Genomic DNA, 14308 nt, shown 5'->3' with positions numbered 1-14308 from the left:
TTTTTTTTTTTCCCAAATTTTTTATTTTTTCTTTTTTTTTTTTTATTTTTTTGGGGGTTTTGGTGGGGGGCTCCCCCCCAAAAACCAAACGCCCAACATGCCCCTGCACAGAGCTAACACTTATCTTTATGCACTCACACAACTCAACTGCAAAAAATCGTTCTATTTTGCTTTATGTAAAGTTTTAGCTTGTAAGTAGTTGTACTTCAAGCTCAAACAAGGTAAAGACATGATTGCACAGGTCATCTGCGTGAGGGGCATGGAGCATGCCGTTAGGCAGTACGAAGCGTTAGCGAAGTACCGAAGCGTGAGCGTAGTGCGGAATGCCCCGACCCGAGCGTTAGCGAGGGGCACGCCCAAAAAAACAACATAAAAAAGTAAGTTAATTTCATTTGTAGATGAACTTTTATACATACTTGAGCCATTTTTGAGGTGTATAAAAATTTTTATTATGTTGTAACAACATATTAAATTTTTTGTTATCATTGCAAAAAGAAGGTTTATGATAGAAACTGCATCTAGAAATACATTTGCTGAAACTGAAAACCAAGCCATGATTCGCGAAATGGTCCGCGAATTTGGCGAGAAATATATTCGTCCTGTGGTGATGCACTATGATGAAACGCAGGAATTTCCTTTTGAAATATTCAAAAAACTTGGCGAATTGGGGCTGTTAGGCGTATTAGTTCCTACTGAATACGGTGGAGCAGGCTTTACTTACATAGACTACGTAACGGCTATTATTGAGTTAGCAAAGTTTTGCCCTGCTATTGCACTTTCTATGGCTGCGCACAATTCGTTATGTACAGGTCATATCCTACAACATGGAAATGAAGAGCAGAAAAGAAAGTATTTACCACTATTAGCCACAGGAAAATGGATTGGCGCTTGGGGCTTAACTGAACCTAACACAGGTTCTGATGCTGCCCGAATGCAATGTGTGGCAAGGCGAGAAGGCGAGTACTGGGTTATCAATGGAACTAAAAATTTCATTACTCACGCAAGCGTAGGTGATGTAGCCGTAGTAATTGTACGTACTGGCGAGCTTGGAGACTCTCATGGCATGAGTGCTTTTATCGTAGAAAAAGGAACCCCAGGATTTAGTGCAGGTAAGAAAGAAAACAAGCTAGGCATGCGCGCTTCTGATACAGCGCAATTAGTGTTTGACAACTGCCGCGTACACCAAAGCCAAATGATAGGCGAAGAGGGTGAAGGCTTTATTCAATCTATGAAAGTATTAGATGGGGGAAGGATCTCTATTGCTGCGCTTTCCGTAGGTATAGCCAAAGGAGCTTTGGAAGCTAGCTTAAAATACGCAAAACAACGCGAACAATTCGGTCAACCCATTATCAACTTTCAGGCTATTCAGTTTAAGTTAGCAGATATGGCTACCGAAGTGGAAGCCGCCGAACTCTTAACCTATCAAGCTGCGTGGATGAAAGATAACGGTAAAAATGTAACCAAAGAAGCATCTATGGCAAAATATTTTGCATCGGAAGTTGCTGTAAGAACAGCTAACGAAGCAGTGCAAATATTTGGCGGCTACGGCTATACAAAAGAATATCCCGTAGAAAAATACTATCGTGACGCGAAACTTTGTACTATTGGCGAAGGTACATCCGAAATTCAAAAATTAGTTATAGCCCGAGCGTTGTTGAAAAGCTTAGCTTAGTTAAAAAATTGTATTTTGAAGGAATTGTTTGATAACTGTTCCGTTTTTTGTAAAAGGGAACACGAAAAACGCAGCGCCCCTGTGCTATTAAAGATTTGCGTGAGGCATGCGGAGGGTGGGCGTTAGCCCAGTGCAGAGCGAAGCGAAGCACCGAAGCGATAGCGTAGCCCGAAGCACGCCGACCTTGCCCACACAAGCGCAGCGAAGTGTGGGCAAGGGCACGCCCAAAAAAATAAAAAGATTAAATCAAAGTAAAGTCTACTGCTTCACTTCGGCGAAAACAGCATATTAGTCCTACTCAATACCTCTTGCGTTCAAGGCTTGCTGATACGACTTAGCATTTTTTTTATGAGTTTGATAATCTTGGGCAAATACATGATAGCCCGAAAAGTCAGGCTTTGCACAAAAGAATAAATAGTTGTGTTTTTGATAGTTCAGCACTGCGTCAATAGAAATTTTAGAGGGATTGTTGATAGGTCCAGGGGGTAGCCCTTCGTACAGATACGTATTGTAAGGACTGTCTATTTTGAGAATATCCCCTGCCACACGCTTGATGGTAAAGTCTTGGGCTGCAAACACTACTGTTGGGTCTGCCTGCAGCTTCATTTTTTTGAAGTACCTATTAAGATAAACGCCTGCAATAGTAGGCTTTTCGTCATTTTTTTGCGTTTCCGCTTCAACAATAGAAGCTAAAATAATTACCTGCAAGGGGGTTAAGCCCATTTCATTTGCTTTTTGGATGCGCTCTGCGTTCCAAAATTTTTGATAAGCTTGATAGAATTTTTGAATGATTTCCTTAGGGGTAGCTGTCCAATACATTTGGTAAGTATCGGGTATGAGAATACTCATTACTGTGGTATCTTTTACGCCGAATTCTTTCAGTAGTTGGTTGTTTTTCAAAGCTGCTAACATGCTATCGGCATGCAGGTTAAATTTTTCTGCAACAAATTCGGCAAAGTCTTCAGGAGTTCGGACAGTTCTAAACACAACATTTATGGGTGTTTGTCTACCTTTGAGAAGAAGGTGAGCAATTTTGGCGTTGGAAAAGCCTTTTTCAATTTTGTAAGCACCTACCTTGGGCATTTTTAGTCCCATTAAAAAGGCTGTAATTTTGAAATTAAATGGAGTTGAAAGAACCTCATTATCTTGCAATATTTTGACTACGTCTTGTAGAGTTGTGCTTTGTTTTACATACAAAACAAAATCTTTTTGCGCAGCCTTAGAAAAAGCTGCGTTTAAAATCCATGTTGCAGCTACCGATATGATAAGCAAAGCACTTAGAATAGCAATGAGTAGAATTCGCTTTTTTTTACGAACAGGTGATACCTCGTAACTATCCATAAGCTTTTTTACTGTTGAGCATTTTGGCTGATATGGCTCATAATAGTTTTTTCTATGATTTTGCCATACCACTCGTGTTCAAGCAGTAAAATTTCCCTGCCGATAATTTCAGCACTCCAACTTTGGTCAAGGCGCTTGACTTTTTGAAAAATAATTTCACCTTCGTCATAGTTTTCGTTAACGTAGTGTATAGTAATACCGCTTTCTTTTTCTCTATTTGCCTTGACTGCTTCGTGGACGCGATGTCCATACATGCCTTTGCCGCCGTACTTTGGAAGCAAAGAGGGGTGAATGTTGAAAATTCGTTTAGGAAATTTTTGTATTAGTTCGGCAGGTATGAGTTTTATATATCCTGCCAGGACCAAATAATCGGGTTTAAATTCCTTGATACGTTCATAAATGGCATTGCCGTCTTTTACCTCTTCGGGGGTTAAGATAATGGTTTTTTTGCCGTAAGCTTTGGCTTTTCGTATAACCCCAGCTTCAGGATTATTTGTAACTACCCCTGACACTTGAATAAGTTTATGCCGTTTGAATCGCTCCATGAGCGCTTCGGCATTTGTTCCATTACCTGAAGCAAAAATAACCAGGTTTATTTTTTCAGTGGTGTTATCCAAGCTATTTTTGTTCATGTTGCTTTCTCTGTTTTCTAATTTTGTTTAACTTTGCCATTACCTTATAACCTGTGGCATCACGGTAGCTTTTTTTAGGGATGAAAGTATACATTTCCGCTTGCTCAACAGGTTGTTTGTAGATTTTATTTTGAAGAATTACCCAAATGGCGAAAGTATCTTGCCCAAAATGCTTTTGGGCTTCCGAAATAGCTTTATCAGGATGATTGGCGATGATTGTACCTACATATCTGGGATGCTCTCCTCTGTGAAATTGATAAAAAACGTCATAAGGAGCTTCTAAGTGGGCAGGGACCTCTTGCGAAACAAAGTTTTCATTTTGGTTTCTTTCTATGTTATATGCGTAAATGTCTGCGGTTTTAGCAAGCCATAGGTTATAGCATTGCAGTCGGCGGGCGTATTGTTCTTTTGCGAAAAGAAAAGCTACCTCTGTGCTGCTCGCATGTACAGCGCCTACATGAATATGGGGCTCATCGGGTTTCTTTTGGTGAAAAACCTCAAAAGTTTGCCATTGTTCTAAATCTTGTTCAGAAAAAACAGTTTTTGTGTTTTCTTCTATGTGGAAGCGATTTATTCTCGGGTCAAGCGACTTCATTATACGCAAAGGTATAAAAAATAGTGATACTATACAACAACAATATAAATTAACGCAGCAGGACTGCTTTTTGGGATAGTCCTGCTGCATGCAAGTATTAGTTTGAGTTCAGATTTTTATTTCTTTTTAGCTTGTTCATCTTTTGATTTATTTTTTTCCATCGCTTTGGCTTGCTCTTCTCTTTCTTTAGCTGCTAATTTTTCTCTTAGACCTATCAAGGCGTCTAGATCACCCAAGGTAGGTGTCGTAGTTTTTTCCTCTTTCTTTTTAGCGGTTTCTTTTTCTTTTTTAGCTTTTTCTTTTTGCTCTTTTTCGGGCGATACTTCTGCTACTATAATTTTACGATTTTCTTTACTAAACTCTGTTACTACTAAATCTAACTTATCGCCAACCTTATACTCTTCTCTTTTACGTTGCAAGCCTTTGTAGGGTAAAAAGCCTTCAACGCCATAAGGTAACTCTACTACTACGCCCTTATCTATAAATTTGAGAATAGTGCCTGGATGCTTGGAGTCTACGGGGAATACACTTTGGAATATGTCCCAAGGATTTTCTTTGAGCTGCTTGTGTCCCAAGCTTAAACGGCGGTTTTCAGGGTCAATTTCTAATACAACAACTTCTAATTCTTCATCTTTTTTGACAAATTCGGAAGGATGCTTAATCTTTTTAGTCCATGACAAATCCGATACGTGAACTAAGCCATCTACACCTTCTTCTAATTCCACGAACAAACCAAAGTTTGTGATATTTCTTACAATACCTTTGTGTCTAGTACCTACGGCGTACTTGATTGGAGCTTGTAGCCATGGGTCAGGAGTAAGCTGCTTGATACCCAAAGACATTTTCTTCTCTTCACGGTCAATGGACAACACTACAGCTTTAACTATATCGCCTACTTTCAATATTTCTTGGGGATTGCGCGCATGCTGTGACCAAGACATTTCGCTTACATGTACTAGTCCCTCTACCCCAGGAATTATTTCTATAAATGCTCCGTAGTCAGCAACTGTAACTACCTTACCTTCTACAATGCTTCCTTCTTGTATATCTTCAGAAAGTGAGTCCCAGGGATGGGGAGTGAGCTGTTTTAGACCTAAACTTATGCGTTTTTTCTCATCATCAAAATCTAATACAACGACGTTAATCGTCTGATCTAATGAAAGAATTTCTTTAGGGTGAGAGATTCTACCCCAAGACATGTCTGTAATATGTAACAATCCATCTAAACCGCCTAAATCTATAAAAGCACCAAACTCTGTTATGTTTTTGACTACACCTTCCAAAACTTGTCCTCTTTCTAAATTTTGCAAAATTTCGTATTTCTGTGTCTCTAAATCTTTTTCTATCAGTACCTTGTGAGAAACCACTACATTGTCGTATGGGGTATTGATTTTGACAACCTTGAATTCCATTGTCTTACCCACATAAACATCAAAATCTTTAATAGGTCTAATGTCAATCTGAGAACCTGGTAAGAAGGCTTCTACGCCCATAATGTCTACGACTAAACCTCCTTTGGTTCTACGTTTAATGTACCCCGTTAGTACTTCATCGTTTTCGTAAGCTTCATAAATTTGGTCCCATACGCGCAATGTATTTGCTCTCTTACGAGAAAGCACTAGCTGACCTGACTTGTCTTCAATGTTTTCCACTAATACCTCTACTTCATCACCTACTTTCAGGTCAGGAAGGTCCTTGAATTCAGACAAAGGAACTAACCCATCGGACTTAAAGCCGATATCTAAAACTACATCTTTTTCATTGATAGCAACCACAGTACCTTTTATTATTTGCTGGTTGCTAATGGGCTTCAGCGTTTTGTCATACAACGCTTCTAACTCTTTGCGTTGCTCGGGAGAGTAAGTTTGTTCTTCCTCCCATACAAAATCGTCTTCAGGTTCAATTGGACGGTTATTCATTCATAGTTCTCCTTTTCCCCTTTCTTCAAAAGGGATTGCAAAAGTAGTAAAAGTCAATCATTTGGACAAACAAAATCCATCTTTTTTTCAAAAACCATACAAAATTTAAGCTAACTAATTGATAAACAGTTACTCACAAGATTAAACAACTTTACTTAACATTAACTCTTTTTTCCTATTTTTGCGTAATGAAAAACATCATTATTACAGGCGGAGCAGGTTTTATTGGTTCTCATGTAGTTCGGCACTTTGTTAAGCGATATCCTAACTATCAAATTCATAATGTAGATAAGCTCACCTATGCAGGTAATTTACTTAACTTAGTAGATATTGCCCACTATCCCAATTACCATTTTCATAAAATAGACATTTGCGATACTGAAGCCATCAAAAAGCTAGTATATGAATTTGAAATAGATGGGATTATTCATTTAGCAGCAGAAAGCCATGTAGATAGAAGCATACTCGGACCACGTGCTTTTATAGAAACTAACATAGTAGGTACTTTTTCACTTCTGGAAGTAGTGCGTGAAGCTTGGAAGGGTAAAAAAAATGTGCGTTTTTACCATGTTTCTACTGATGAAGTGTATGGCTCATTAGGTGAAACAGGTATGTTTGTAGAAACTACTCCCTATGACCCTAGAAGTCCTTATTCTGCATCTAAAGCGGCTTCAGACCATCTTGTTCGCGCTTATGGGCACACGTATAACATTCCCTATGTAATTTCTAACTGCTCTAATAATTATGGTTCACATCAATTTCCTGAAAAGCTTATCCCTTTATGTATTCAGAACATTCTAAAAAACAAACCTTTACCTATTTACGGAAAAGGAGAGAACATTCGGGATTGGTTATGGGTAAATGACCATGCTCAAGCGATTGATCTTATTTTTCACCATGCGGAAAATGGGCAGACTTATAATGTAGGTGCGCACAATGAGCGCCGCAATATTGATGTAGTTAGAATGCTTTGCGATGAAGTAGATAGACAAAGGGGCATTCCTGTTGGTACTTCTCAGAAATTGATTACTTTCGTTAAAGATAGACCTGGGCATGATGCCCGTTATGCCATAGACTCTACTAAATTGCAAAAAGAGTTGGGCTGGAAGCCTTCAGTAACTTTTGAACAAGGATTAGCGCATACTGTAAAATGGTACTTAGAAAACCAAGATTGGGTAGAGCAAGTAACCTCTGGGGAGTATCAAAAGTACTACGAAATACAGTACGGCGATAGGTAAATACTCAATTGTTTTGTACACACATATTACCTAAAAGTTAAGTTTTTTATTTTTTGGCATGCCCTTGTGGGTATTTCGCTTGCACTGATACCCACAAGGGCGGCGTGCTGCGGGCTACATTGCGGAATACCCCGACCCTTACACCAGTAAAGGGCACGCCCCAAAAAACGTAATAGCTAAAAAACATCCCAATCTCCCAAGGTTACAAACCACTTTTGACTATCCTTTATTATGTCGTAATGAGAATTTTGTACAGGGCGAGTAAGCAAATGCAGTTTGCGAGGATTCATCCATTTAGGAACAGGCAAAAAAAAGAAAGGCTTTTTCTGACCAATAAAATGTTTATCACACATTGCGGCAAAGATAAAGGCTACCTTTTCGCCTGCACTATACTTTTGGCTAATCGTAGGCGCATGCTGAATCAACTCAAAAAAGTGTTTGATGTCAGTAAACGCATAATCCATAAGCAGCAGCACAGGTACCTTAAACATTGTATCTATCTTAAAAATTGCTACGGCAGTGAGGTTATTTGCTTCGTAATATCCTAACGTAAAGTATGTAGAGTAAGGACGCATTTTATAGCGCCATGTTAAGTACTCAACGTTTCTGATTACGTAGTTAGAATACTGTTGAAGGTATGTCTGATATAATCGTTCTACAGAGGTATCAAAATTTTCTATCTCTTGGATGGATTCAGTTTTTTGTTTTTGAGGAATTTTCAAAAATAGGTTCAAAATGTAGCCCAAAGCATCATTTATCAAAGGGATTTTCAACTTTTTGCGCAATAAAATGCGTGTGTCTATCCAAAGAATGTAGGATTTAAGTACATCAATGATAGTGTAGTCATTGTACTTTAAGAAAGTATGGATACTTTTATGGTTGGGAAAAGTGTAGCAAGCTTCAATTTTCTGCGTATCAATATCTTGGTTGGCGTATGTGGCTAATTTTGTAAAAAGCCCTTTTCCCCGAGCTGCGGGATGAATTGCTACATCTTGTATCATTGCAATTAGCCCATCTTGACCTGCAATTTTTCCCTCATAGATAGGTACATGATAGTATCCTACAATTTGGTCATTCATTTCGGCTACATACACACATGAGTGCTTTCCTGGTGTGTTTACGTATTGCCAATTCCAAAAATTTTCGTTCATCACAGTTGCTTTGTGAGATTGGGTTTCATTCAATATTTCTTGGATATGCGAGATAAGTTTAGTTTGCGGTAGCGCAAGGTCAATCTTGTAAATCCTGTATGCTGATGGTTGGGATGTGATATTGTTTGACATATTCCGATATGTATTGTGATAAAGTTACAAAATTAAATTCTTGTATTAAGCGCTCTGTACGCGGATAGGTCTTTTTTAAGTGAGTGTAGTGCGTAATTTTGGCGCGCCAATCTAGTGGTATTTTAGGATGATGAGGATCGTACTCCCAAGGATGTATGTAAAAAATAGTAGGTAATTCGGCGTTTTGTCTTTTCTTTATTCCTGTACGAGTAAAAAAATATGGGAACAGACGAAAATAAGCTCCTCCAATTCCCCAATTCTTTTTTAACAAACGAAACCTAGAAACAGGAAACTCAATGATATGATTCTCTTTTATCTCAAAGATAGTGTCAGGGCAAGTAGCAATTCCGTAGCGCCAAGTTTTTACGGGGGAGATGCTGCAATCAATTCTAAATCCTTCTTCGGCTAATATATCTAAAGCCCACAAGCTTTTTGAGGTAATAGAAAAAAAGGGGGAACGATGAGCTAAAATAGGCTTTCCTGTGAGGTCTTCTATAAGACTTTTTGTCTTTTTTATTTCTTCTCTAAACTGTTCGCGGGTCAGATGATACACTTTTTCGTGAGAATATGTATGTGAAGCTAATTCGTGTCCTGCCTTATCCAATTCCTTTATCAAGTGGGGATAGTGTTCGGCTATCCAGCCTAATGTAAACCAAGTTGCTTTAACTTGGTAGGATTCTAACAGATTAAAAATGGTATAAAAACTCTTTTCTATTCGCCTATCGTACTGATTCCAGCTTGAGAAAGGGAGTTCTATTCCATGAAACCAGTCCTCTAAATCTACCGAAAAAACAACCTTTTTTAAGATATCAGACATGAATGCGTTTTTGTTAATTGATAAAGCAAATATATAGAAATTTGCTAATCTAACAGAGTTCAGCTACCTTATTTACAGAATTAAAAATTTATGTGAAAGTTAAATTTTAACTTTTTTGGGCGTGCCCTTGCCCATACTTCGCTGCGCTTGTATGGGCAAGGTCGGCGTGCTACGGGCTACGCTAACGCTTCGGTGCTTCGCTTCGCTCCGCACTGGGCTAACGCCCACCCTTCGCATGCCTCACGCAAGGGATCTCTGAAAAATCCATTTCTCTGTATCTTATGCAAAGTTTTAGCTTGTAAGTACTTGTACTTCAAGCTCAAACAAGGTAAAGACATAACTGCACAGGTAATTTGCGTGAGGGGCATGGAGCATGCCGTTAGGCAGTACGAAGCGTTAGCGAAGTACCGAAGCGAAGCGTAGTGCGGAATGCCCCGACCCTTGCGTTAGCAAGGGGCACGCCCAAAAAATCAAGCTATTTTTAGAAGTAATACAATTTTACATTTAGTTACCTGGCTGTTTATACTACAAGGCAGGAAATACAAACTAGGTTTTTTTTGCATCCCTTGACTTTTGTTTTTTCAATTGGAGTTTTTTTATTCTGAAAGTCTTGCTTACATCTACAATATAACGTTTTTGTAAAAACTTTCTACCCAGCAGTACTCTGTAATCCATATCTTTTCGGTCAGCAAGTGTAAATTCTGTTAGTATTTTGCGTTTTCCAAGTACAACCACAGTTTCAATAACGATTCGCAGCTCTTCATGCCCATTAGAGCTTTTTACTACTCTTTGCGAATGTACAGGTTTTATGCACTTTACTTCACCATTAGCATAAAATTGCACATAAGAAACTCCTTCTTTTAGAAATGGGCGAATTTTAGTAGCATGCAGTGAGGAGGTATAAGCCCCCGTATCAATTTTAGCCGTTATAGCTTTGATATTGAATTCAGGTAGCTCTATCTCTTCTAACCAACCAATTTTAATTTTTTTAGGTGGTTTGAATATCTCTTCCATGTAACAAAAATTGATAATGTTTGTCCATATCCTCAATCAAACGCGTATAGTGATAACGAGCTAATACATGCGCTTTGCCTTTATCTTTCATAGCTTTGCGTTTTTCAGGATTTTGAATGAGATAAATTAACTTTTCTGTGAACTCTTCCACATTATCGCTTTGACATAATAAAGCACTTTCATTTTCTAAAACAATATCTTCTACTCCCCCTACTCGTGTGCTGAGTATAGGTACTCCCGCAGCTTGCGCTTCAATTAAGCTGACCGGTGTTCCTTCATTTTTGGAGGTAAGTACCACAATGTCTAATCCCGCATTGACCCAGTCAATACGAGTTTGATAACCTGTAAAGGTAACTAAGCAAGGTTCAAAATTTGCTTGCTTGGCATCTACAAAAGGAATATTGAGTGATTGACAAAGCTGCTCAAGGTTTCTTCTTTCTATTCCATCCCCTATCAAAAAGAAACGAAGTTTTGAAATATCTACCTTATTGTTTCTTTTGATATTGTCAATAGCATAAATAAGCATCCGATGATTTTTGATAGGTACCATTCTGCCTATTAAGCCGATAGCAATTTGCTCATCACTAACTTTATACTGTTTTCTAAACTCTCTTCTTTTGATTTCTACATCAGTAAAAAACGGAGTTAGGTCAAAACCCAAGGGAATAACTGTTATTTTTTCAGGTTTGCAGACCTTAAAAACATATCCAAGTTCATGCTTTTGCTGCTCTGAAATAGCAATGATACTTTGAGATATCTTTGCTAATTGCCGTTCTATAAAAAGAAATAAACGTGTTTTCCATTGACTAAAATAAGAATGAAAAGCGTGCCCATGAAAAGTATGAACAATTATCGGAGTTTTGGCTAAATAGGCTGCTAATCTGCCAATAAAACCTGCTTTTGCGGTATGTGTATGTACGATATCAGGCTTTTCTGCACGAATAATATGATAGACTTCGCGAAAAGACTGCCATTCCTTCCATAAATTCTTTATCCCTACTTTGCGTTTCATGCTTTTTATTAGCCGAATGTCCATGTTCAAAGTTGAGTTGTAGCTATAAAGGGCGTCGCCATCGTCTAAATCTCCGTGAAGTAAGATGCTTTGATATTTTTCTTTTGGTAAATGCTGTGTAAGCAATATGCAATGTATCGCAGGACCTCCTACGCACAAACGAGATAAAATCCGCAATACTTTTACTTGCTTCACGCTACAAAGATAAAACAAAAGAAACTTGACGAGATTTGTTATTTTTCACAACAAAATTACAAGTTGGGAAAAATAGCGAAAAATGTACTTTTAGGCAGATTTTATCTATGTAGTTAGGTTTTTATCTTGTTGAAGGTTGAAGCACAAGTGCTTACAAGCTAAAAATTTGCATAAAGTGCAGCGAAACGGTGGTTTCAGAGATCTCTTGCGTGAGGCATGCGGAGGGTGGGCGTTAGCCCAGTGCGGAGCGCAGCGCAGCACCGAAGCGTCAGCGTAGCCCGCAGCACGCCGACCCGAGCGCAGCGAAGGGACACGCCCAAAAAAATAAATAAAATGAATTTTTATACACACTTGATTGAGAATAATACTTGACTTTCAAAACAAAAGTTCTTGCACTGCTCGGATAATATCGTGCTCTGTTAAGCCATATTTTTGCAAAAGTTGTTCGGGAGTTCCACTCTCTCCAAAAGTATCATTTACAGCGACCATTCGCATGCGCACAGGCATTTTTTGAGCTAATAGCTGCGCAATCGCATCTCCTAAACCTCCATTTTTTTGATGCTCCTCTGCACTAACTACCCGCTTAGTTTTAGATACAGAGTCCAAAATCATTTCCTCATCTAAGGGTTTAATAGTATGCACATTAATTACTTCTGCATCAATGCCCCGTTGAGCGAGTATGGAAGCCGCTTGAAGGGCTTTGTAAAGTAAATGCCCCGTAGCAAAAATAGATACATCTCTACCCTGTTTAAAGCATACTGCTTTACCAATTTCAAACTTTGCGTTAATATCTGTAAAAACAGGGACTTTGGGTCTGCCAAAACGTAAATATACAGGTCCGTAATACTCTGCAATAGCTAAGGTAGCTAAATAAGTTTGATGATAGTCAGCGGGGTTAATGACGGTCATATTAGGGAGCATGCGCATCAATCCGATATCCTCTAAAATTTGGTGCGTAGCGCCATCTTCACCCAAGGTTAAACCTGCATGCGAAGCACAAATTTTTACATTTTTGTATGAATAAGCTACGGACTGGCGAATTTGGTCAAATACGCGGCCTGTGGCAAAATTAGCAAATGTGGCAGCGAAAGGAATTTTACCTTGTGTAGCTAAACCAGCCGCTACGCCTATCATGTTAGCTTCCGCTACACCTGCTTGGAAAAAACGCTCAGGAAATTTATTTTTGAAAGCTGTCATCATCAGAGAACCTGTTAAATCTGCACACAAACCTACCACCTTCGGATTTTGCTGGCCTAAAAATTCCAAAGCAGCCCCAAAACCTGAACGAGTGTCTTTTAACTCCATGCCGCAAAAGTAGCAAATCCCTACAAAATAATTCCTATAGTACGACTATGAACCTTAGTTTTATCCCCAAAAAGCGCTAAATGTTCTTCCTGTAAGGTTTTAGCATATTTCTGCTGATATTCGTGGTACTTTTCAAGACTATCCGCAAAATAGTCAATGCGATATTGGGAACTATCTGGAATGTGCAGTTTAATAACCGTTCTATGAGTAAATATGCCCACGTTCATCACATCTGGGATATGTTTTTTGAGCATCCATTTTAACCAAGTATTTTCTATATCAGGTTCTACTTGAATATGTACAGAATATACTACCATATTTGACGAAGTAAATTAACGAATAACCAGGCAAAAAGCAGTTCCAAATTTTGGTGCTATGCCTGAGTAACTTAGTTGAAATATCATGTTTTCGGGTTCATGAGAGTATGCTCTATGTGGTTTGTAACCACTGCCTATGCGTCCACATACACCGAAATAATTATCCCACAACAATTTGTTTTTCAAGAGAGGTAGCTGGTACCCTACTATTCCACCAAAAGAAAAATAGTTTGCTTTGGCTTTGATATCTTTTATCTCAACGTATTGGTTGTTGAGGTAGTAGCCTTCATCTGTTAAGTATGATGCAAATCTGTGCACAAGAGAACCCCCGAAGTATACATGTGATAGACTTTGCTGTTTGCCAGGAATAAGATAACGGCGTATTTGTAATTCAAAAAGTCCGCCTCGTAGATTTCTGGCATCATAAATACCGAAGGTTTCTGCATAAGTGTAGCCCAAGCAAAGCTGTACGCTAACTGTATTTCTTACATTTTGTTCTACTCCGAATGTTGTGGTTGCCATAAAAAAATCCATGTAGTTGTTTTTAAGAACGGTATTAACTTGGGCTTTACTGTAAAAAGTAACACAAAAGCAAAAGACTGTTACCCATTTAATTATCATGGTACAAAGATAGGAATATTTGTAGTGTGTTGAAAATTGTATTATACTAGAAAGCAAAAGGTTTTGTAGTAAAGATTAGGAAATTTCTAGAAATAGTACAATACTTGCGAAAGTTCAAAAGAAAGGATGTTAAGTCAAAAGGAATACGAAGTATTAAGAGAGATTGAGCGAAATGAGCGGCAAGTCCGAGCCTAGAAGAAGGTAACGGTGTTGCTGATGCTACACCAGGATTATAGTGTAGAAGAGATAGCGATTTGCTTGGGTATCAGTGAAGGGACGGTTTGGAACTACAAGAAGCAGTATGAGCAGGAAGGTATAGAGAAGTATTTAGAGGATAATTACAAGGC

At 38.6% G+C, this 14308-nt stretch carries 19 protein-coding genes; 6 read left to right on the top strand and 13 right to left on the bottom strand.

The window, feature by feature from the left end:
• Positions 1–199: 199 nt before the first annotated feature.
• From NZ519_06045 to NZ519_06035, 3 genes are all read left to right on the top strand, one after another.
• The gene (locus NZ519_06045) at positions 200–373 is read left to right on the top strand and encodes a hypothetical protein (GenBank protein ID MCS7028312.1); all 174 of its coding nucleotides are present in this window, start codon (positions 200–202) and stop codon (positions 371–373) included.
• A 129-nt stretch (positions 374–502) separates the two neighbouring features.
• Positions 503–1672: an acyl-CoA dehydrogenase family protein gene (locus NZ519_06040; GenBank protein MCS7028311.1), complete on the top strand. Its 1170-nt coding sequence runs from the start codon at positions 503–505 to the stop codon at positions 1670–1672.
• Positions 1673–1778: 106 nt separating this feature from the next.
• Positions 1779–1964 carry a hypothetical protein gene (locus tag NZ519_06035; protein MCS7028310.1) on the top strand — a complete coding sequence of 62 codons (186 nt, stop codon included), beginning with the start codon at positions 1779–1781 and terminating at the stop codon, positions 1962–1964.
• Positions 1965–1966: 2 nt separating this feature from the next.
• Here the strand turns inward: NZ519_06035 and mltG are convergent, their stop codons facing one another.
• The 4 genes from mltG to rpsA all read right to left on the bottom strand — a co-directional run bounded on the left by mltG (position 1967) and on the right by rpsA (position 6159).
• A complete protein-coding gene (mltG, locus tag NZ519_06030; GenBank protein ID MCS7028309.1) occupies positions 1967–3013 on the bottom strand; it encodes an endolytic transglycosylase MltG in 1047 nt (348 codons plus the stop codon).
• An 8-nt stretch (positions 3014–3021) separates the two neighbouring features.
• Positions 3022–3645 (bottom strand): phosphoribosylglycinamide formyltransferase, encoded by a 624-nt coding sequence (locus tag NZ519_06025; GenBank protein ID MCS7028308.1) that lies wholly within the window; start codon positions 3643–3645, stop codon positions 3022–3024.
• Positions 3632–4240, bottom strand: a complete 609-nt coding sequence (locus tag NZ519_06020; protein MCS7028307.1) for a hypothetical protein — start codon at positions 4238–4240, stop codon at positions 3632–3634. Before NZ519_06020 ends, NZ519_06025 begins: the two co-directional genes overlap by 14 nt.
• Before the next feature lie 116 nt (positions 4241–4356).
• Positions 4357–6159 (bottom strand): 30S ribosomal protein S1, encoded by a 1803-nt coding sequence (rpsA, locus tag NZ519_06015; GenBank protein ID MCS7028306.1) that lies wholly within the window; start codon positions 6157–6159, stop codon positions 4357–4359.
• A 188-nt stretch (positions 6160–6347) separates the two neighbouring features.
• Between rpsA and rfbB the strand changes: the two genes are divergently transcribed.
• Positions 6348–7397 (top strand): dTDP-glucose 4,6-dehydratase, encoded by a 1050-nt coding sequence (gene rfbB / locus NZ519_06010; protein ID MCS7028305.1) that lies wholly within the window; start codon positions 6348–6350, stop codon positions 7395–7397.
• 176 nt (positions 7398–7573) lie between these two features.
• Here rfbB and NZ519_06005 read toward each other — a convergent pair whose 3' ends face one another.
• The 6 genes from NZ519_06005 to NZ519_05980 form a co-directional block, all read right to left on the bottom strand.
• Positions 7574–8680, bottom strand: a complete 1107-nt coding sequence (locus NZ519_06005; GenBank protein ID MCS7028304.1) for a GNAT family N-acetyltransferase — start codon at positions 8678–8680, stop codon at positions 7574–7576.
• Positions 8628–9497 carry a DUF3473 domain-containing protein gene (locus tag NZ519_06000; GenBank protein ID MCS7028303.1) on the bottom strand — a complete coding sequence of 290 codons (870 nt, stop codon included), beginning with the start codon at positions 9495–9497 and terminating at the stop codon, positions 8628–8630. The genes NZ519_06005 and NZ519_06000 overlap by 53 nt, the downstream gene beginning before the upstream one ends.
• Before the next feature lie 99 nt (positions 9498–9596).
• Positions 9597–9734 carry a hypothetical protein gene (locus NZ519_05995; GenBank protein MCS7028302.1) on the bottom strand — a complete coding sequence of 46 codons (138 nt, stop codon included), beginning with the start codon at positions 9732–9734 and terminating at the stop codon, positions 9597–9599.
• A complete protein-coding gene (locus tag NZ519_05990; GenBank protein ID MCS7028301.1) occupies positions 9674–9814 on the bottom strand; it encodes a hypothetical protein in 141 nt (46 codons plus the stop codon). Before NZ519_05990 ends, NZ519_05995 begins: the two co-directional genes overlap by 61 nt.
• Positions 9815–10043: 229 nt before the next feature.
• Complete coding sequence (locus NZ519_05985; protein ID MCS7028300.1) at positions 10044–10511, bottom strand: RimK/LysX family protein; 468 nt, start codon at positions 10509–10511, stop codon at positions 10044–10046.
• Entirely contained in the window at positions 10486–11718 is a 1233-nt protein-coding gene (locus tag NZ519_05980; GenBank protein ID MCS7028299.1) for a glycosyltransferase, read from the bottom strand. Before NZ519_05980 ends, NZ519_05985 begins: the two co-directional genes overlap by 26 nt.
• A gap of 136 nt (positions 11719–11854) precedes the next feature.
• Between NZ519_05980 and NZ519_05975 the strand changes: the two genes are divergently transcribed.
• Together NZ519_05975 and NZ519_05970 are read left to right on the top strand one after the other, a co-directional pair.
• On the top strand, positions 11855–11995 hold the full coding sequence (locus NZ519_05975) for a hypothetical protein (protein MCS7028298.1): 141 nt from the start codon (positions 11855–11857) through the stop codon (positions 11993–11995).
• Entirely contained in the window at positions 11935–12090 is a 156-nt protein-coding gene (locus tag NZ519_05970) for a hypothetical protein (protein ID MCS7028297.1), read from the top strand. The genes NZ519_05975 and NZ519_05970 overlap by 61 nt, the downstream gene beginning before the upstream one ends.
• A gap of 3 nt (positions 12091–12093) precedes the next feature.
• Here NZ519_05970 and NZ519_05965 read toward each other — a convergent pair whose 3' ends face one another.
• The 3 genes from NZ519_05965 to NZ519_05955 are packed head-to-tail and all read right to left on the bottom strand — an operon-like array spanning position 12094 to position 13961.
• A complete protein-coding gene (locus NZ519_05965; GenBank protein MCS7028296.1) occupies positions 12094–13023 on the bottom strand; it encodes a transketolase family protein in 930 nt (309 codons plus the stop codon).
• Positions 13024–13043: 20 nt separating this feature from the next.
• Positions 13044–13340, bottom strand: a complete 297-nt coding sequence (locus NZ519_05960) for a DUF4286 family protein (GenBank protein MCS7028295.1) — start codon at positions 13338–13340, stop codon at positions 13044–13046.
• Positions 13341–13355: 15 nt separating this feature from the next.
• Complete coding sequence (locus NZ519_05955; protein MCS7028294.1) at positions 13356–13961, bottom strand: DUF3575 domain-containing protein; 606 nt, start codon at positions 13959–13961, stop codon at positions 13356–13358.
• Positions 13962–14308: the final 347 nt, after the last annotated feature.

It is taken from the genome of Bacteroidia bacterium (assembly GCA_025056095.1).
In the GTDB taxonomy this organism is placed as follows: Bacteria; Bacteroidota; Bacteroidia; order JANWVE01; family JANWVE01; genus JANWVE01.
The sequence above is the reverse complement of the archived record's forward strand: the minus strand, read 5'-3'. Positions and strand labels throughout refer to the sequence as shown.